We start from the raw sequence: 19,869 nt of genomic DNA, 5'->3' as shown, positions 1-19,869 counted from the left end.
CGTCAGGCTCCCAATGTTGAACCGCCGTCCACCACGATATCCTGCAAGGTAATGTGGCTGGCCAGATCGGAGGCAAGAAACAAAATGGTATTGGCTATCTCCTGCGGACGGGCGATTTTACCGAGCGGTATGCCGAGCTTAAATTGTTCGCCGAAACCGCGAATGCGCTGCTGTTCGGCATCTTCACTCACCCATAACGTGCGCTGCATATCGGTGTCGGTCGAGCCCGGCGACACCACATTACAGCGTACCCCGCAGCCCGCCAGCTCCAGCCCTACGGTTAGCGCCAGGCTTTTCAGCGCCGCTTTAGAGGCGCCGTAAGCGCTCATACCGATACGCGGCGTATGCGCCGCATCTGAGGCTACGGTGACAATCGCCCCTCCCTGCTGACGGCGAAACTGCGCCATCGTCTGCGAAAACAGGTTAAATGCCCCGCCCACATTGACCGCAAACGTCTGCTGCCAGTCGTCGACGCTAAGCGCATCGGTCGCTCCCATACGTAAAATACCGGCGGCGTTGACCAGCACATCCAGCCGCGACGTTTTTTGCAACACACGTTGGCACACCTGCGCAACCTGTGCGGCATCCGCCACATCCATGACTTCGGTAGCAAAGGGATAACTCTCTTGCGTAAATTCGCGATCGAAGCCGATTACCCGCGCCCCGGCGTCAACAAACGCCAGCGCCGTCGCGTAGCCGATCCCTTTCCCCGCCCCGGTCACCCATACCGTTTTGTCTGAAAAATCAATACAGGGCATTACTCTACCCCGCGAGAAAGCAGCGCCCACCAGGCGTCAATGGTCGGATTTTTCGCCAGCATCACGAAGTCGATATCGCCGTGTACTTTACGCCAGCGAGCCGCCAGCCCCATCATGCGTACTGAATCCAGGCCATAATCAATCAGGTTTTCATCATCCAGCGGCTCGTCGGTCTCATCCAGCAACGGCAGAATCAACGCCCGCAGCGCCGCTTTACTGGCAGGAACCGGCGTCGGCAGCAGCGACTCGGTCATGACGACGCGACCGGAACGCCCCGCCACATAGTTCAGCGCCATCAGATGCTCTTCCCGGCTGAAATCCGCCAGCGCATCCGCCACCATAAACGGCTTAATGTCGCGCATAAACGCATCGGTAGCGGTGGTCATACAGCCAATATGCGCATACACGCCGGTAATGATGAGCTGATTGCGTCCCGTATCTTTTAACATCTGTTCCAGCGGCGAGCGGTGAAACGCGCTATAACGCCACTTCACCAGCACCGTATCCGCCTCATCCGGCGTTAAGGCTTCTACCACCTTCTGCTGTTCCGGAGAGCGCGTCAGTCCCGGCCCCCACATATCATTGAGTAACGCGCGATCTTCATCGCTTTGCTCTTTCGGCTGAGCGGTGTAATAGACCGGGATATGATGTTCCTTACAGTACTGGCGCAGGGCGGCGATATTGGCAATCACCTGGTCCATCATTGGGCAGTTGCGGCCCCAAAAGCTGACAAAATAATCCTGCATATCGTGGATGAGCAGCGCAGCGCGCTCCGGCTCAAATGCCCAGTTCACTTTGTTGGTCGGGATATCCAGTGCGGTGGGCAGCGCGTAAGACTGTAGTTTCGGAATGGCCATCTCTCTTTCTCCTTCAGAGCGGTGAACGTGACGCCAACCGCTGGCGTAATTGTTTTTTATCGACTTTACCAACCGGCGTCAGCGGCAGTGACGCAACGCACTCCACGCGATCCGGTAATTTAAATTCCGCCACGCCCTGCTCTCGCAGGAAACGGCGTACCTGTACCGCTCGCAGCGGTTCTTTTACCACCAGATATGCGCAACTTTTCTCTCCCAGCAGTTCATCTTCCATGCTGACCAGCGCCGCATGGATCACCGCCGGGTGGCGCAGTAACAGGTTTTCTATCTCTTCGGCGGCTATCTTCTCGCCGCCCCGATTGATCTGATCTTTTTCACGCCCGTGAACGGTGATGTAACCGTCTTGATCAATGGAGATCAGATCGCCGGAGCAGTAAAAACCGTTGGCGTCAAAGGCGCTGGCATTGTGTTGCGGACTGTTGAAATAGCCGCGAAAAGTATAGGGGCCGCGCGTCATCAGACGACCAATCTCGCCCGGCGGCAGTGGATTCCCGTCGGCATCCGCCACCCACACTTCGTCGTCCGGACACATGGGTCTTCCCTGGGTATTGATAATCCGTTCCGGACTATCGTCCAGCCGGGTATAGTTCACTAACCCTTCCGCCATGCCGAAGACCTGCTGCAACTGACAGCCAATTTCAGCCGGAATACGGGCGGCCAGCGTCGCAGAAAGCCGCGCGCCGCCGACCTGCAATAACCTTAATGACGCCAGCGGCGTATTGCCGCCCCACTCCTGGATAGCCTGTAGCCATAGACTGACCGCGGGCGGCACCAGCGCCGTGGCATTAATCTGGTGTTTTTCGATCAGCGGGAAACAGAGCGTGGCGCTGGGATCGGTCGCCAGCACTACCGTTCCTTTGGCAAGAAAGACGCCCAGCGCGCCCGGCGAACTCATGGCGTAGTTATGCGCGGCGGGAATCGCGCACAGAAAACGCGTCTCCTCGTTGAAACCGCAAATCTCATTGCTGCGGCGCACGCTGTAGTAATAGTCGTTATGGGTACGGGGAATAAGCTTTGGCGTGCCGGTAGTACCGCCGGAAAGCTGAAAGTAGGCCACTTCGTCAGCAGGTGATGGCGTGGCGGTGAAATCTTCCGCCGCCTGCCGCATCGCCGCGTCCAGGCTGTGATCGCCGTCGTCGTTGCGCAATAACACCACCCGCACAGAGCGGTGTTCAGCCACAAACGTGTTGAGAAAGTCCTCCCCGGCGAACAGCGTATGTTGGCGATCGGCAATCACCAGCGTCGGCGCGATCTGCATCGCATAGGCGTTAAGTTCGGTACGTTGATGGCTAAACAGCGCCAGAACGGGCGCTACGCCAAGCTTCAACAGGGCGAAAAAGGTGATATACAGTTCCGGTACATTCCCCAGTTGTACCAGAGCGGTTTCGCCAGGTTTGATGCCCTGACGGCGTAAACTGCAGGCCAGATTATCTGCGGCCTGGTTGAGCTGGCGATAGCTGAATGCGCGCTCGCCTTCAATGACCGCCGTCTTGTCGCTGTCAGCGTGGCGGGTCAGAATATCGGTCAACGGCACGTCTTGCCAGTAGCCTTTTTCACGATAACGGCGGGCAAATTCATCCGGCCAACGGGTGAAAGGTATACGCATCATCGTTCCTTAATGCAGTCCAAAAACGTTCAACATCGTAGAGAGCTTGACGCCGGTTTCCCGCCACTCGCCGACTGGCGAAGAGGCAGGGACAATCCCGGCGCCAGCGAACAGGCGCACCTGATTACCGTGCAATTTCGCACAACGAATCGTCACTACCCACTCGCCGTTTCCTTCGGCGTCGCACCAGCCGACAATGCCGCCAAACAGTTCACGATCGAACGGTTCTAGTTCAGCAATCAGCTTTTTCGCGACCTGATGGGGGAAACCGCTTAACGCAGGCGTTGGATGCAGCAGACAGGCCAGCGTCAGCGCGTTTTCTCCGGCGTTGGCCTTGCCCTCAAACGGCGTACCGAGATGCCATAGCGTCGGCGTGGTGATCAACTGCGGAGAGGAAGGTAATTGCAGTTCCGTGCTGCGATCGCGCAGGATCTGCTTCATCGCCTGCGTCACCAGCTCATGTTCATGGCGATCTTTTTGTGAAGCCAGCAGTCGGTTTCCCGCCTCGCGATCCAGAACGTCATCCGGCTGTCGGCGTGCCGAGCCTGCTAACGGCAGCGAACTAAACCGCTCGCCCTCTTTGCGTAGCAGCAATTCGGGGCTGGCGCCCAGCAGAACGCCGCCATCCGCCAGTGGCACATGGAAGTTGTAACTAACTGGATTCTGCGCAACCAGCCGCTCCAGCAATGCTCCGCTATCCACCGCCACATCAGTGGTGATATCTACCAGCCGGGAAAGCACCACTTTATCGACGTCTGGCGTGGCGGTCAGCATAGCCGCGCGTGCGACCATCGCTTCAAAAGCATCCTGCTCCGGAATCGCCTTTCGCGCCGTCACCGTCAGCGACTGATGGTCAGTAAAATAACGCGCCGTGCGCTGCTTTTGCTGGCGGGAAAAGGACTGCCACGCCATCGGGATAAATAGCGACGACGGCTGACGAGTATCAAAGGGGATCGCCCCCACCAGGATAGGGTTGGCGATGCCCTGCGATTTGGCCTCGGCAAACTGCTGGCGCAATTTCTGCTGGAAAGGGCTATCCGGCGAATCGCCGGCAACCGCAGGCTCGGTATAACGGGCGAAGCACCCGGAAGTGGTAAAACTGCGATACGGCGACATGAAGAAAAAGCGATCGGGAGCAAGCGTTGCCATTGTCTCCTGAGCGTCCTCGGCCAGTGACATATCCATATCATCCTCCAATGATAAAGGCTTATATACACTTCATCTTTCAAGCTGCCTCTTTGTTGGCTGCGATCAGAAACCCCGGTCACACAGTTATCTATGCTCGCGGGGATTTCTTCCCTTGCCGTTGCGATGCTTCTTGAATAATTTTGTGTATAATAATGATTATTATTTCTATTTTTAGTGCGCTAACCTAAGAGTAAAACGTCGCTCTGTCAACTCTGGTCATGAGTTAAATGGCACTAAGGCTTGCATCTCGCTGCCGCTGACATGAAAATGAGAAGCATTAACTTTATTAATAACAGGACGCTATTGTGAGACTCCCCGCCTTTTATCGTTGGCTGCTTTTAGTGGTTGGTTTATCAATTTCAGGAATATCCTTAGCCCAGGACGCCGGTTGGCCCCGGCAAATTCAGGACAGCCGCGGCGTTCATACTCTGGACCACAAACCCGCGCGTATCGTCTCTACCAGCGTGACGTTGACAGGCTCGCTGCTGGCGATTGATGCGCCCGTCGTCGCCAGCGGAGCCACTACGCCGAATAACCGCTTTGCCGACGATCAAGGGTTTATGCGCCAGTGGAGCGACGTAGCAAAGGCTCGCCATGTCGCCCGGCTGTACATCGGCGAACCGAATGCCGAAACGGTCGCCGCGCAAATGCCGGATCTCATTTTGATTAGCGCCACCGGCGGCGACTCCGCGCTGGCGCTTTACGATCAGCTCTCCGCTATCGCGCCGACGCTCGTCATCAATTATGACGATAAAAGCTGGCAGAGTTTGCTCACGCAACTTGGCGAGATCACCGGTCAGGAGAAACAGGCCGCCGCGCGAATAGCGGAATTTGAGGCGCAACTGACGACGGTTAAACAGCGAATCGCCCTGCCGCCGCAGCCGGTTAGCGCGCTGGTGTATACCCCTGCCGCGCATAGCGCCAATCTGTGGACGCCAGAATCAGCACAAGGCAAGCTATTGACACAGTTAGGCTTTACGCTGGCGACATTGCTCCGAGAGCTGCAAACCAGCAAAAGCCAGGGTAAGCGCCACGATATCATTCAGCTTGGCGGTGAAAATCTGGCCGCCGGGTTAAACGGTGAATCTCTTTTCCTGTTTGCCGGCGACAACAAAGATGTCGCGGCCATTTACGCCAATCCGCTGCTGGCGCACCTGCCAGCGGTGCAAAATAAGCGCGTCTATGCCCTGGGTACGGAGACGTTCCGTCTGGATTATTACAGCGCAACATTGTTGCTTAACCGGCTTGCCGCCCTGTTTTAGCCTTATCGGAGTCTTATCCGACTGACCAGACCGATTTTGTCAGTCGGATAAACGCCCCTTCATCAGCCAGCATCGCTAACCGGCGGCGTCTGGCGAAAACGGCGTAGCTCGCCCAGCACTAACAGCAGCAGCAAACCGATAATCACCAGCCCGAATCCACTCACGCTCGCGGAAGCGACCGGCGTCATCATTGCGCCAAGACCGCCTAACAGCGCCGCGCCGATAGCGTCTCCCGTGACGTTTTGCGCGGTCCACAGGCCATTCATTCGCCCCAGCATATTTTCCGGCGTCTGGGTTTGCAGCAGAGTGTATTGTAATAACGAACTGATGGCGCTAAGCCAGCCAAACAGCGCCAGACAGATAACACCTGCGGTCCAGACCGGCATGATGGCGAACAGCCCCACCGCCAGAAAAGAACCAACTGTCGAAACCAGCATAATGAGCCCCGGACGAACGCTATGCGCCAGTTGTCCGCTGGTCAGCGCGCCAATGGCCGCCCCCAGCGGAATTGCCGCATACAGCAAACCGATTTGCGCCGCCGACATCTGCCAGCTCATCGCCAGCGCCGGATAGAGGACGCGTACCGCGCTTGCCATCGTCACCAGACCGCCAAGCAGCGCAATACCGCCGATAAGCGGACTGGCGAGCAAAAAACGAAATGCCGCCAGTAACGCGATAAAAGGATTTTCCCGCGGCTGCGGAGGAACAGGCAGTCGCGGCAGCGTCAGTAGCGGCAATAGCGTAATAAACGTCCCGGCGGCCGCCAGCCCATAGTTCCAGGCTACACCGCCGCTGGCAAGCAATATGCCCCCCAACATCGGGGAAATAACCGATCCCAGACGTACCGTCAGCATGGTAATCGCGCCAGCCTGCATCAGATTTTCTCTTCCGACCAGCGCTGGCGTCGCCGCCAGTAACGCGGTCACGCCCAGAGACGCGAAAAAGCCGTCCCACAGGCCAAGGAGATATATCGCCAGCAATGAGGGTTCCGGCAACAGCGCGTTCACGCACAGGCCAATAAAGCCAATACCGCAAGTACCGCGCGCCAGCAGAATCACCTTTTTGCGTTCGTAGCGATCGGCCAGTACACCGCCCACCATTAAGCCAATAAACATGGCGCCGCCGGTTAACGTTACCGACAGTCCTACCTGCCAGGTGGAGTGCGTCATCATTTGGATCTGTACCGGAACCGCCACGCCAAGCAGCCCCAGCGAGACAATAGAGATAAAACGGGCCAGAAATACTGCGCGAAATGCAGGGTGCGTCTTCAACAGGCTGAGATTGAGCAGCCAGGATTGTCGATTCATTACAACGCCTTAATGCGAGTTTTTTTTAATATCCATTCAATGGCTGCACATGCTAACATAACCAAATAAGATAGATAACGATAATTACTATCATTATCAGGGAAGTTGCTATGTCATGCTCGTTTTCCGTGACGCGCGCGTTTGCCGTGCCCGGATTGTTGTTATTACTGAGTCTCGCCGCGGTTTTAAGCCTGGTCATTGGCGCGAAACCGCTGCCCGCAGCCGTCGTGCTGGAGGCGTTCACCGGCGTGTGCCAAAGCGCCGATTGCACTATCGTCCTGGATGCGCGTTTGCCGCGTACGCTGGCCGGATTACTGGCAGGCGGCGCGTTGGGTCTCGCCGGGGCGCTCATGCAAACACTTACTCGCAACCCGCTCGCCGACCCGGGGATTCTGGGCGTTAACAACGGCGCCAGCTTCGCCATTGTACTGGGCGCGGCGCTGTTTGGTTTCTCCACGCCGCTGGAACAGCTTTTCATGGCATTTAGCGGCGCGCTTATCGCATCGCTGATTGTCGCCTTCACCGGTAGTCAGGGCGGCGGCCAGTTAAGCCCGGTCCGCCTGACACTGGCGGGCGTGGCGCTTGGCGCGGTACTGGAAGGATTGACCAGCGGCATCGCGCTGTTAAATCCAGAGGTTTATGATCAGCTTCGCTTCTGGCAGGCGGGATCGCTGGACATTCGCAGCCTGCAAACGTTGAAAGTCGCGCTTGCGCCCGTGGTTATCGCTGGGATCGTGGCGCTATTTCTGAGCCGTGCGCTGAATAGCCTGAGCCTCGGCAGCGATACTGCGACGGCGCTGGGGAGTAAAGTGGCACGCACCCAACTTATCGGTTTACTGGCGATTACCGTCTTGTGCGGCAGCGCAACGGCGCTGGTCGGCCCTATCGCCTTTATTGGTCTGATGATGCCGCATATGGCGCGTTGGCTGGTGGGCGCAGACCACCGCTGGTCGCTGCCAGTGACGCTACTGGCAACCCCTGCTCTGCTGCTTTTTGCCGATATTATTGGTCGTCTGTTGGTGCCGGGCGAACTCCGCGTATCGGTCGTCAGTGCATTTATCGGCGCGCCGGTACTTATCTTTCTGGTACGCCGTAAATCGAACGGAGGCGGCCTGTGATGTTTCTTTCTCGTCGGCTTATCGTAAGTTGCCTGCTTCTGGCGGCCGGCTGCTTCGCCATTGGCTTATGGAGTCTGCAAAGCGGCGCCGTGCCTCTTGAGACCGGGCAGATTATTGCCGCGCTGCTGGGCGACGCGCCGCGTAACATCACCCTTGTCGTAACCGAATGGCGACTACCGCGCGTATTAATGGCGCTGCTGATTGGCGCTGCGCTTGGCGTCAGTGGCGCGATTTTTCAGTCGTTGATGCGTAACCCGCTAGGCAGCCCTGATGTGATGGGCTTTAATACTGGCGCCTGGAGCGGCGTACTGGTCGCAATGGTCCTGTTTGGCCAGCATCTTACCGCGATCGCGCTGGCGGCAATGGCGGGCGGTATCGTCACGTCATTGATTGTCTGGCTGCTCGCCTGGCGTAACGGGATTGAAACTTTCCGGCTGATTATCATCGGTATCGGCATCCGCGCGATGTTAGTCGCCTTTAATACCTGGCTTCTGTTGCAGGCGTCGCTGGAAACGGCGCTCACCGCCGGCTTATGGAACGCCGGGTCGCTCAACGGTCTGACATGGGCAAAAACCTGGCCTTCGGCGCCGCTGATTATGGTGATGCTGACAGGCGCCGCGCTACTGGTGCGTCGTATGCGGCTGCTGGAGATGGGCGATGACAGCGCCTGCGCGCTGGGTGTTAGCGTGGAGCGGTCACGCCTGATGCTGATGCTGGTGGCGGTGTCGCTCACCGCTGCTGCAACGGCACTGGCTGGCCCCATCTCGTTTATTGCCCTTGTCGCGCCGCACATCGCCCGTCGTCTTAGCGGCACAGCGCGCTGGGGATTAACCCAGTCGGCGCTGTGCGGCGCGTTATTACTACTGGCCGCCGATGCGTGCGCGCAGCAACTGTTTATGCCTTATCAGCTTCCAGTGGGCGTGGTCACCGTCAGCCTCGGCGGTATTTACCTTATCGTCTTGTTAATTCAGGAGTCCCGCAAAAAATGACCGAATCCGTAGCCCGTTTGCGCGGCGACCAGTTAACGCTGGGTTATGGCAGCTATACCGTCGCAAAAAACCTTAATGTTTCGATTCCGGACGGCCATTTTACCGCCATCATCGGCCCTAACGGCTGCGGCAAGTCGACGTTGCTACGTACGCTAAGCCGTCTGATGACGCCTGTTGACGGCCATGTCTGGCTGGATGGCGAACAAATACAGCGTTACGCCAGTAAAGAGGTGGCGCGGCGCATCGGATTGCTGGCGCAAAACGCCACCACGCCGGGCGATATCACCGTACAAGAACTGGTCGCCAGAGGGCGTTATCCGCATCAGCCGTTATTTACCCGCTGGCGCAAGGAAGATGCCGACGCCGTCGCCAGTGCCATGCGTGCAACAGGTATCACCTCACTGGCGGCGCAAAGTGTAGACACTCTGTCCGGCGGCCAACGTCAGCGGGCGTGGATAGCCATGGTGCTGGCGCAGGAAACGTCCATCATGCTGCTGGATGAGCCGACAACGTGGCTGGATATTAGCCATCAAATTGATTTGCTGGAGTTGTTAAGCGATCTCAACCGCGAAAAAGGTTATACGCTCGCCGCCGTCCTGCACGACCTGAATCAGGCCTGCCGATACGCCACGCATTTGATTGCATTACGCGAAGGTAATATTGTCGCACAGGGCGCGCCGAAAGAGATTGTTACCGCAGAGCTTATCGAAAAAATCTATGGGCTGCGCTGTATGATTATCGACGATCCGGTTGCCGGTACGCCGCTGGTGGTACCGTTGGGGCGGCGATAGTCGCCCACACAGATGACAAAGCCGGATATCGCTATCCGGCTTTTCGGGTAAATCAGACTAACCGTTCATCTATCGCCAGCGCGTTTTCCATTTTACGTGAGACCATCGCGTGACGCAGTAATACGCCGCCGCAGGCCATCATACCGCCAATCAACGCCGCCAGGATAATAATGACCGCTTTACCCGGGCCATCTTTTTTCACTGGCAGAGACGGCGACAGTTGATATTTAAACGGGGTAAACTTCACGTCACTCACATTCATTGCCGCCAGTTGTTCAACATGGTATTGACGGTTACGCAAATCACCGTCGATCTCGGCCACGTCCGTTACCCCTTTTTCAATTTCCAGTTTGCGGGAAATACCATCCGCGCCGAGAGAAATAGAAAAATCCGGATCATCTTTTACCGCCTGACCATTGCTGTAAACCGGTCTCTTAATACCGGCGGCGTTGGCGATTTCCAGCGAATAATGAAGACGTTGAATATTGGCATCAAGCTGATTTTTGAGACGCACCCGATCCATCGCCAGCTTTTCCTGCTCATAGCGGGTTTTGATTTCCAGCTGGTTACGAATATTTTCCAGCGTCTCTTTCACGACGATATCGGAGATGTACTGAATATAGCCAGCACTTTTTGCGCTTCTTCCCGCGTCGGCGCGGTAAAACTCAGCGTCCACGACGTGAATAACGACGTTTCATTTTTCTTGCCGACATTACTGTCCACCGCTTTCATTTTTTCGCTCAGCAGGACAATCGCCCGGTGAAGATCCTGCTCGTCTATTTGCGCGCTTTTTAATTGATCCATGACATACGGAGAAGAACGAAGATATTCTTCCAGCAGCGAGGGCGAGCTAAACTTTTTAATAAACAGATTAAATACGCTGCCCCGATCAACGCTTACCTCCATATCCAACACGCGCAGCGCGGTCAACGTTCTCTCCAGCCCCTGCCACTGTACCGACTCCGCCGGTGTGACAATCGCCTGGCTGGTCCATTTTTGCGGCAGCAGAAAGGACAGAAGCAACCCCACGCACGCAAAGGCGAAAACGGTAGCAAGAATACGACGTTTCGCCTGCCATAACACCTCTATAAGGCTAAACAAATCGATTTCATGACTGTTGGCGGGCGGCAGTGAATAACCTGCAAATGACTGATTTTTTTCTTGTTTTACATTAAGAGATGGCATGCCGTATGACCTGAAAACTTTATCCAATGAAAGAACATATTCCTGTCAGAGATTCTAACAGCAAGTCAGAATTATCCGAAACAATCTTTACGCGCCAGTGCCCGAAAAGCTAAATATTCGGAATTAAACTTGCCTGTAGCATGTATCACTTATGTTAAAAGAATTAATAGTTGCAATAAAAAACCCATAATAATTAGTAATTATTATGGGTTTCAGGATTTAATTTGTTAAAGGCAGAAACAACGCCCGTTATTTATTAATAAGTTCGCTGATGATGGGCCCGATAGTTTCAAAAGCGGAGGGAGAAATAATATCTACATGCGCGCACGGCTGGCGATAAATAGCCAAAGACGCTATCCACGGCGACCAGCTCTGTTCAGGCGATACGCCTTCCGGCACCGTTTTATCCGCCACAAAGAGCGTAGCATGTCCATCAAACGGTACGCTATGCGCCGTCGTCAGCAAACGGACGGCATCCGCATAATTGCCTTCAATGGCGGTAAATAAGGCTTCGGAGGCATTTCCCTGCTGCGCGGCGACAAACGCAGCGCGTTCACGTTCAATTTCCGCCAATACGTCCGGATTGAGGCCATTCGCCTCTTTTTCCCGCCAGTTTTGCGTTTCCGGCGGCCAGGTGTCCAGTAACCCCAAAAACGCCACGGTTTCGCCGCGCGCGCACAACCGGGCGGCGATCCCTTGCGCCAGCGTCCCGCCCAGCGAATAGCCTAATAAATAATAAGGGCCATGCGGCTGCCGGGCGAGCAATGTCGCCAGATGATGTTCACATACCTCATCAAGGGTGGTTGCGGTTTGCATAGGGCCAGCGGGGCGCGGCGACTGAATCCCCATAATCGACCACGACGGGCTGAGATAGCGTGATAATACGCTAAATTGCCAGGCGAACCCCGACGCCGGATGGAAACAAAATAACGTTGGACCATCGCTTTCACGCAGCGGCAACAGCGGCCCGAATCCCAGATTGCGCGAGCGTTCGTCATCGTCAGTATCGAGCAGCTTACTTAACTGCGCCACGTCAGACGCCACCATCACCTGCCCCGGCGTCACCTGGCGGTTAAACGTCTGACTTAGCTGCGCGGCCAGTTTCATCGCCAGCAGCGAGTGTCCGCCCAGCGCAAAGAAATCACTTTCAACGTCGTTAATCTCACAGCCCAGCAGGCGGGAAAACGCCGCGGCGACAGCAATCTCCGTGGCGGACTGCGGCGCACGCCCTTTCACGCGCGGCGTCAGGTCCGGCAGCGGCAGGGCTTTGCGATCCAGCTTGCCATTAGCGCTAAGCGGCAAACCGGCAAGTTGCAACAACACAACCGGCACCATATGCGCGGGAAGTTTTTGGCGTAATTTTTCCTGCAGCGCCGGTAAATCCAGCGGCAAACCGGAGTGCGACACCAGATAACCGACCAGTTGCCGGGCATCCCCGCCCGTCGCCGCCGCCTGATTAAAGACGCAGGCATGTGCTACCGCCTGTTCAACATCCGGCAGCGTTTGCATGACGCGGTCAATCTCGCCCAGTTCAATACGTTGACCCCGAATTTTGAGCTGATCGTCGCTGCGCCCCAGGTACTCCACCGCGCCGGAATCCAGCCAGCGCGCCACATCTCCGGTACGGTACATCCGTTCACCTGGCGCAAAAGGATCGGCGATAAAACGGCTGGCGGTAAGATCCGGACGCCCCAGATAGCCCTGCGCCAGTTGGATACCGGTAAGATAGAGATCGCCAGCCACGCCCGGCGGCACCGGCTGCATATGCGCATCGAGAATACGTAAACCGGTATTCCAGACGGGATAACCAATCGGGATACTGTTGCCGTCAACAGCCGCCAGCTCATCGCCACAGGCCGGATACCAGCTCACATCCACCGCGGCCTCCGTTGGCCCGTACAGATTGTGTAGCGGCGCGTTGGTTAACGTCTCCCATTCGCGGCACAGCGCCGTCGGCAGGGCCTCGCCGCTACAGAAAACGCGCTTTAAGGAAGCGCAGCTTTTCCCAGCCGACGCTGGCGTGAGCGAGGCAATAAAGGCCGCCAGCATCGACGGCACAAAATGAGTGGTCGTGACGCCGTATTGCGCAAAGAACCGCTGCATCGCGAGCGGGTCGCGGTGCGCTTCCGGCTCGGCCATCACCAGTTTCGCCCCGGCGATAAACGGCCAGAAAAACTCCCATACTGAGACGTCAAAACTGCACGGCGTTTTTTGCGCTACTACATCATCCGCCGTCAACGGATAGTGATCCTGCATCCACAGCAGCCGGTTGACTATCGCCGTTTGTCCCACCATCACCCCTTTCGGCCTGCCCGTCGAGCCAGAGGTGAAAATGATGTAAGCGGTATGATGCGGTAACGACAGCCCCAGCGGAGTGGCGTCACTGACCGGTAGCGGTTGGCTATAACACAAATATTCCATCCCCGGAATATCGTGAAAGCGCGCCAGCTGCGCCTGAGTCGTAATTAAAAGTTTCGGCTGCGCATCTTCCAGCATCATTCGCAGCCGATCGTCAGGATAACCGGTATCCAGCGGCAGCCAGGCGGCGCCCGCCTCGACAATGCCATGCAGCGCTAAGGTCAGGAAAACCGACCGCGGCAACGCCACCGCCACGCTATCGCCAGGCTGAACGCCGCGTTCCCGCAGCGCGTATGCCAGCGCCACAACTTGTTCACGCATTTCACGGTAGGTAAAGTGATAATGCGCATCTGCCAACGCGGAAGCCTCTGGCGTTTTTTGCGCCTGCTGCGCCACCAAATCGCTAAGCGTGGCGGCGGGAATCGTTACCGCCGTATTATTAAGGTGTGTTAATTGCGTTTGTTCTTCCGCCAGCAGCATTTGCGCATCGCCGCAGCGCAGCGCCGGGTTATCAGCAAACTGCGTGATAAGCGCCATCAATCGTAAGGCATGGCGGGAGAGCGTGGCGTCATCGTAACGCTGTGCATTCGCCAGCAATTCAATATCCAGACCGCCGTTTTCATCCGGAAAAAGCGCCAGTTCAAGATCGTTAACCGGCCCCGTAGCCAGGGTATGGGTTTGCGCCTGTATGCCAGGAAGATCCAAATGATAATCAAATACTTTTATATTGAGCACCGGGCCAAATAGCGGCGTCTCCCCTGCGGCTCGCCCGCTATCGCGTACAATCTGTTCGGCGTCGTAACGCTGGTGGCGGCGCATCTTCTTTAACTGCGCCGCAAGACGCTTCGCCAGCGTTGGCAGATCTTCCGTCGCATGAAGGTTAACCGCCAGCGGCAACACGTTAAGGACAGGCCCGGTCGCCGTTAACGCCGCCGAGCCCATCCGCCGCATAAAGATAAATCCGGCGGAATAATCCATACGCCCGCATAATCGTCCCAGCCACAACGTCACCAGCGCCAGGGCAAGATCCGCTCGCGGTATCTCAGGCATGTGCGCCGCCAGTTGGCGAAACGCCCCCGCCGGCGCGCTCAATTTCATACGCAGAATATCCGCGCTCGCCGACCGCCCCGGCAACGGCGCGGCAGAAATTGACGCCGGCGGCGGCAGCTCGCGGCGCTGCTGCGCCCAGAAGGCGCCGTCACGCTGCCAGGCCTCGCTCTGGCGATAGCGCTGATATTCCTCGACCACATCCGCAAAGGGGGTAAAAGGCGACTCCGGCGTAGGGGCGTCGCTCTGCCAGGCGCGATAAATCGCCGCAATCTGGCGGGTTATCGCCGGGAAGCTAAAGCCATCCACCAGCAAATGGTGATAGCGCTGATACCAATACCAGCGGGTATCATCAATGCGGATTAACTGGTGAAACGCCAGCGGCTTACCACTATCTGCGCGCAGGTTTTGCCGTAAATCCGCCTGCATTAACGCCAGCGCCGCGTGATGCGGATCGGGCTGGTCGCGTAAATCGGCAATCGGGGGCTCGCCGAAGGTGTGCTCAGGATCTATCCATTGCCAGACCTCGCCGTTCTCTTCGGTAAAACGCATCCGTAGCGTATCCGCCTGTTGCATCCCTACCGCTACCGCTTTTGCCAGCAAGGCGACATCCAGCTCGCCATTCAGTTCCACATAGTGCGCCACGCTCCAGGCGGAGGGTAAATCAGAGAGTTTTTCCGCCATCCAGATCCCCGGCTGAGCGGCGACTAACGGTAAACGCTGCGTCATTTCGCCTCCTGCTTATCGGCATAATGCGCCGGATTCAGTGTTGTCCAGCGCGTATTAAGCCACTGCTGGCACGCGTCCTGCGATTGCGGTTCGCATACCACGTCCCAGCCTGCGGGAAGCGTGCACGCCGCTGGCCAAAGGCTGAATTGACGCTGCGCATTTTGCAGGATGTAAAACTGTCCCTGCGGATTATCGAAGGGATTACTGAATTCCATACTCAACTCCTGTCATGGACATGTGCCCGGTTAAAGCGTGTCGATAAGCGGCTGCCAAAGCAGCATCAGCCCTTGCGTTAGCCCGCCGCGCCAGCAAAGCGCATCGTGTCCGCCGTCAACCTGACGCCAGAAAATGGACTGCTGCGAAGTATTCAGTTGGGCATAAAGCGCCTGATTCGCCTGAAACACGATCGGCTCACGCACGCCGGCTTCCAGTACGATACGCAGTCCGCGCGCACATAATGCGCCGGTTTTCAGCCGGGTAATGACTTCCCCCTCCGGCGGGGTGATGCGATGAGGCCACCAGAACGATCCTGACTGGCTTAGTACACAGCCAAAACGCGTCGGCCAGTTCAGGCCGGCATACAGCGCCGACAGGCCGCCAAAGCTCTGTCCGGCGACCACCGTTCGCCCGGCATCATCGCTAAAAGGCGTCACGGCTCTGACTTGCGGCAACAGTTCCTGCTGCACTGCCAGCCAGAAGTCGGCATTGCAGGTCAACTCCTGGCTGCGGTGGTGAGTATCAATCGCGTCAATCAGCAGATAGACGGCACCGGGAAGCAGGCGTTGATGAGTCAGCGAGGCAAGCGCGGGCCAGACGGGCATATTTTCCGCCCAGAATTGACCGTCCAGCAGAATAGCCAACGGTCTTTCCTCCGGCGCCTCGTCTCCGGTCGTCAATATCCATACGCGGCGGGAGTTACCCAGACGTGCGCTATGCCACTGCATCATCAAAGGCGGCGAGTACGGCGTTTCAGGACGATCCCATCCCGGCTGAAGGGGCGCATCCGGCATTTCCAGCGCTGAAACCGCATGACCACGTCCTCCCCGCCAGCTTTGCGAATTAAGCGGGTCGGCAATCGCCTGCGGTAATAGCTGTCGCCAGCCTTCACGCAGTGCGTTCCGATCGGGCGTTTCGCCCGGCGCAAAATCGGCAAAAACGTCATCGCGTTCGGTAGGAATAAAACAGTAGCTGCCGCGCCAGTTAGCGCTAAGCGCCGTACTCCAGCGCCAGACATCCGTTCCGGCAATACGCGCCATCGTCTGAGGCTGCGCGTTTTGATGATGATCGGTTACGCCAGTGATGTAGACCCAGACACGCCGTATCGGGGAGTGTGTTTCGTTTCCCTGCGGGTCGCGCCACCAAAAATTGACCCGATAATTTCCGTCTTTTTCCCGTATCCATTCCGGCCCGGTTTTCGTCCTCCACCAGGCCTTACTTCCCGTTGCCAGCGCCTCTTTCATTATAACCCTGTGTTTATTATGAATTTTGTATATAAAAGGTGAAATATATTGATAATATTATTGATAACTATTTGCATTTGCAATAGCGTATTGTCGCGCTATGGGACGCGCGAACACAATTTCACCACCCGGCCAATGCCTTTGACGGGCGCTTTGGCTTATGTGGCTAAAGAAAAGCAGGATATACAATGAACAAGAAGATTCATTCCCTGACCTTACTGGTCAATTTAGGGATTTACGGGGCCGCTCTGCCCGTGATGGCGGAAGACAAAACCGATAGCGCTGCGCTCACCAATGAAGACACCATCGTGGTGACCGCTGCCCAGCAAAACCTACAGGCGCCAGGCGTATCCACCATCACCGCCGATGAGATCCGCAAAAATCCGCCCGCGCGCGACGTGTCAGAAATCATCCGCACCATGCCGGGCGTGAACCTGACCGGCAACTCCACCAGCGGTCAGCGCGGGAATAACCGCCAAATCGATATTCGCGGCATGGGGCCGGAAAACACCCTTATCCTGATAGACGGTAAACCCGTCACCAGCCGTAACTCGGTGCGCCTGGGCTGGCGCGGCGAACGCGATACCCGTGGCGATACCGCGTGGGTGCCGCCGGAGATGATCGAACGCATTGAAGTGCTGCGTGGCCCTGCCGCTGCACGCTACGGTAACGGCGCGGCGGGTGGCGTGGTCAATATCATTACCAAAAAAGGCGGTAGCGAGTGGCACGGCTCCTGGAATACCTATTTCAACGCGCCGGAACATAAAGACGAAGGCGCGACCAAACGCACTAACTTTAGCCTGAACGGCCCGCTGGGCGGGGATTTCAGCTTCCGTCTGTATGGCAACCTCGACAAAACGCAGGCGGATGCGCGTAATATTAACCAGGGGCATCAGTCTGAACGTACCGGGAGTTACGCCGACACGTTACCAGCCGGACGCGAGGGGGTCATTAACAAAGATATCAACGGCGTGGTTCGTTGGGATTTTGCTCCGCTTCAGTCTCTGGAGCTGGAGGCCGGTTACAGTCGCCAGGGCAACCTCTATGCCGGCGATACTCAGAACACCAATACGAACCAACTGGTGAAAGATAATTACGGAAAAGAGACAAACCGCCTCTATCGGCAGAACTACTCTCTGACCTGGAACGGCGGCTGGAATAATGGCGTAACCACCAGTAACTGGGTGCAATACGAACATACCCGTAACTCCCGGATGCCGGAAGGCCTGGCAGGCGGCACCGAAGGAATTTTCGATCCCAAAGCATCGCAAAAATATGCCGATGCCGATTTGAATGACGTCACCCTACACAGCGAAGTGAGCCTTCCTTTCGATCTGCTGGTCAATCAAAACCTGACGCTGGGTACCGAATGGGCCCAACAGCGTATGAAAGACGAGCTCTCCAACTCGCAAACCTTTATGGGGGGAAATATCCCGGGTTACAGCAGTACCAATCGTAGCCCCTATTCAAAAGCGGAAATTTTCTCTCTGTTTGCTGAAAACAACATGGAACTGACCGACAGCACCATGCTGACGCCGGGGCTACGTTTCGATCATCACAGTATTGTGGGGGATAACTGGAGCCCGTCGCTGAACCTGTCGCAAGGTCTGGGGGATGACTTTACTCTGAAAATGGGGATCGCCCGCGCTTATAAAGCCCCGAGTCTGTACCAGACTAACCCAAACTATATTTTGTACAGTAAAGGTCAGGGTTGCTACGCGACTGGCGCGGGTACCGGCATCGGCTGCTATATGATGGGTAACGATGATCTGAAAGCCGAAACCAGCATCAATAAAGAGATCGGTCTGGAATTTAAACGCGATGGCTGGCTGGCCGGCATCACCTGGTTCCGCAATGATTACCGCAATAAGATTGAAGCGGGTACGGTGCCGTTGCAGCGTATCAACAACGGCAAAACGGATGTTTATCAGTGGGAGAACGTGCCGAAAGCGGTCGTTGAAGGTCTGGAAGGCACGTTAAACGTACCGGTTAGCGACACCGTCAACTGGACGAATAACGTTACGTATATGCTGCAGAGTAAAAACAAAGAGACCGGCGAACGCCTGTCGATTATTCCACAGTACACGCTTAACTCAACCCTGAGCTGGCAGGTACGTCAGGACGTTTCTCTGCAATCGACCTTCACCTGGTACGGCAAACAAGAGCCGAAGAAATATGATTATCAGGGTAACCCCGTTACCGGAACAGATAAGCAAGCGGTCAGCCCATACAGTATTGTTGGCCTGAGCGCGACCTGGGACGTGACCAAAAATGTCAGCCTGACCGGTGGCGTGGATAACCTCTTTGACAAACGTCTGTGGCGTGAAGGTAACGCGCAAACCGTCAGGGATACTCAAACTGGCGCTTATATGGCGGGCGCTGGCGCGTACACCTATAACGAACCAGGACGTACGTGGTATATGAGCATTAATACCCATTTCTGATGGCAACCTTCCCTCCCTCATTCGGGGAGGGAATTGGCAAAAACGATGCTGACATCTCATTTTCCCCTTCCCTTTGCCGGACACAGGCTGCATATCGTCGACTTTGATGCGAGCAGCTTTCGCGAACACGACCTGCTATGGCTACCTCATCACGATCGGCTCCGGTCTGCCGGACGCAAGCGTAAAGCTGAACATCTGGCAGGCCGCATTGCCGCCGTTCATGCGCTACGCGAGGTGGGCGTCAGGACAGTGCCCGGTATGGGCGACAAGCGACAGCCGCTATGGCCGGACGGCCTATTTGGCAGCATCAGCCACTGTGCGACAACGGCGCTGGCCGTCATATCCCAACAGCGTATCGGCATTGATATAGAAAAAATCATGAGTCAACACACGGCGACAGAGCTGGCGCCGTCCATTATTGATAGCGATGAGCGCCAAATTCTCCAGGCGAGCTCGCTCCCTTTTCCGCTTGCCCTGACGCTGGCTTTCTCCGCCAAAGAGAGCGTTTATAAAGCCTTTTCAGACCGCGTCACGCTCCCGGGATTCGATAGCGCAAAAGTTACCTCGCTTACCGCCACGCACATCTCGTTACATCTGCTGCCAGCCTTTGCCGCCATGATGGCTGAACGTACCGTCCGTACAGAATGGTTTCAACGTAGCAATAGCGTTATTACTCTTGTTTCTGCAATAACGCGCTTTCCCCACGACAGGAGCGCTCCCGCTTCTATACTTAGCGCAATCCCCCGATAAAT

14 protein-coding genes and 1 pseudogene are annotated in these 19,869 nt (G+C 56.4%); 6 read left to right on the top strand and 9 right to left on the bottom strand.

Annotated elements, in window-relative coordinates:
* Positions 1-2 precede the first annotated feature (2 nt).
* From entA to entC, 4 genes are read right to left on the bottom strand one after another with little or no spacing between them, the layout of a single operon-like run.
* Complete coding sequence (gene entA / locus ACFK9X_RS07365; RefSeq protein ID WP_151116009.1) at positions 3-758, bottom strand: 2,3-dihydro-2,3-dihydroxybenzoate dehydrogenase EntA; 756 nt, start codon at positions 756-758, stop codon at positions 3-5.
* A complete protein-coding gene (locus ACFK9X_RS07360) occupies positions 758-1,615 on the bottom strand; it encodes an isochorismatase (RefSeq protein ID WP_001007166.1) in 858 nt (285 codons plus the stop codon). The genes entA and ACFK9X_RS07360 overlap by 1 nt, the downstream gene beginning before the upstream one ends.
* Positions 1,616-1,628: 13 nt before the next feature.
* Positions 1,629-3,239, bottom strand: a complete 1,611-nt coding sequence (entE, locus tag ACFK9X_RS07355) for a (2,3-dihydroxybenzoyl)adenylate synthase EntE (RefSeq protein WP_017441647.1) — start codon at positions 3,237-3,239, stop codon at positions 1,629-1,631.
* Positions 3,240-3,248: 9 nt separating this feature from the next.
* Positions 3,249-4,424 (bottom strand): isochorismate synthase EntC, encoded by a 1,176-nt coding sequence (gene entC, locus ACFK9X_RS07350; protein ID WP_000367604.1) that lies wholly within the window; start codon positions 4,422-4,424, stop codon positions 3,249-3,251.
* A 308-nt stretch (positions 4,425-4,732) separates the two neighbouring features.
* On the opposite strand from entC, the gene fepB reads away from it, so the two are divergent.
* Positions 4,733-5,689 (top strand): Fe2+-enterobactin ABC transporter substrate-binding protein, encoded by a 957-nt coding sequence (fepB, locus tag ACFK9X_RS07345; protein WP_151116007.1) that lies wholly within the window; start codon positions 4,733-4,735, stop codon positions 5,687-5,689.
* 62 nt (positions 5,690-5,751) lie between these two features.
* Here fepB and entS read toward each other — a convergent pair whose 3' ends face one another.
* Complete coding sequence (gene entS, locus ACFK9X_RS07340) at positions 5,752-6,996, bottom strand: enterobactin transporter EntS (protein ID WP_001081662.1); 1,245 nt, start codon at positions 6,994-6,996, stop codon at positions 5,752-5,754.
* A 110-nt stretch (positions 6,997-7,106) separates the two neighbouring features.
* On the opposite strand from entS, the gene fepD reads away from it, so the two are divergent.
* The 3 genes from fepD to fepC are packed head-to-tail and all read left to right on the top strand — an operon-like array spanning position 7,107 to position 9,894.
* Positions 7,107-8,114, top strand: coding sequence for a Fe(3+)-siderophore ABC transporter permease (gene fepD, locus ACFK9X_RS07335; protein ID WP_001277879.1), 1,008 nt, complete (start codon positions 7,107-7,109; stop codon positions 8,112-8,114).
* Complete coding sequence (fepG, locus tag ACFK9X_RS07330; protein ID WP_000480067.1) at positions 8,114-9,103, top strand: iron-enterobactin ABC transporter permease; 990 nt, start codon at positions 8,114-8,116, stop codon at positions 9,101-9,103. Before fepD ends, fepG begins: the two co-directional genes overlap by 1 nt.
* On the top strand, positions 9,100-9,894 hold the full coding sequence (fepC, locus tag ACFK9X_RS07325) for an iron-enterobactin ABC transporter ATP-binding protein (RefSeq protein WP_000140620.1): 795 nt from the start codon (positions 9,100-9,102) through the stop codon (positions 9,892-9,894). Before fepG ends, fepC begins: the two co-directional genes overlap by 4 nt.
* 52 nt (positions 9,895-9,946) lie before the next feature.
* Here the strand turns inward: fepC and wzz(fepE) are convergent.
* The 4 genes and pseudogenes from wzz(fepE) to fes form a co-directional block, all read right to left on the bottom strand.
* A pseudogene (wzz(fepE), locus tag ACFK9X_RS07320) lies at positions 9,947-11,079 on the bottom strand (LPS O-antigen length regulator Wzz(fepE)).
* Between the two features lie 249 nt (positions 11,080-11,328).
* The gene (gene entF / locus ACFK9X_RS07315; protein ID WP_151116005.1) at positions 11,329-15,213 is read right to left on the bottom strand and encodes an enterobactin non-ribosomal peptide synthetase EntF; all 3,885 of its coding nucleotides are present in this window, start codon (positions 15,211-15,213) and stop codon (positions 11,329-11,331) included.
* Positions 15,210-15,428, bottom strand: a complete 219-nt coding sequence (locus tag ACFK9X_RS07310; protein ID WP_000396012.1) for an MbtH family protein — start codon at positions 15,426-15,428, stop codon at positions 15,210-15,212. The genes entF and ACFK9X_RS07310 overlap by 4 nt, the downstream gene beginning before the upstream one ends.
* A gap of 30 nt (positions 15,429-15,458) precedes the next feature.
* The gene (fes, locus tag ACFK9X_RS07305) at positions 15,459-16,673 is read right to left on the bottom strand and encodes an enterochelin esterase (RefSeq protein WP_151116003.1); all 1,215 of its coding nucleotides are present in this window, start codon (positions 16,671-16,673) and stop codon (positions 15,459-15,461) included.
* A gap of 188 nt (positions 16,674-16,861) precedes the next feature.
* Here fes and ACFK9X_RS07300 point away from each other — a divergent pair, with 188 nt between their 5' ends.
* On the top strand, positions 16,862-19,117 hold the full coding sequence (locus tag ACFK9X_RS07300; protein ID WP_001034952.1) for a TonB-dependent siderophore receptor: 2,256 nt from the start codon (positions 16,862-16,864) through the stop codon (positions 19,115-19,117).
* 45 nt (positions 19,118-19,162) lie between these two features.
* Positions 19,163-19,867, top strand: coding sequence for an enterobactin synthase subunit EntD (gene entD / locus ACFK9X_RS07295; RefSeq protein ID WP_000958063.1), 705 nt, complete (start codon positions 19,163-19,165; stop codon positions 19,865-19,867).
* The last annotated feature ends 2 nt before the right edge of the window (positions 19,868-19,869 follow it).

This window comes from Salmonella sp. WC3, from assembly GCF_042932255.1.
GTDB classification, from domain to species: Bacteria; Pseudomonadota; Gammaproteobacteria; order Enterobacterales; family Enterobacteriaceae; genus Salmonella; species Salmonella enterica.
This window is presented reverse-complemented; position numbering and strand designations above follow the sequence as displayed.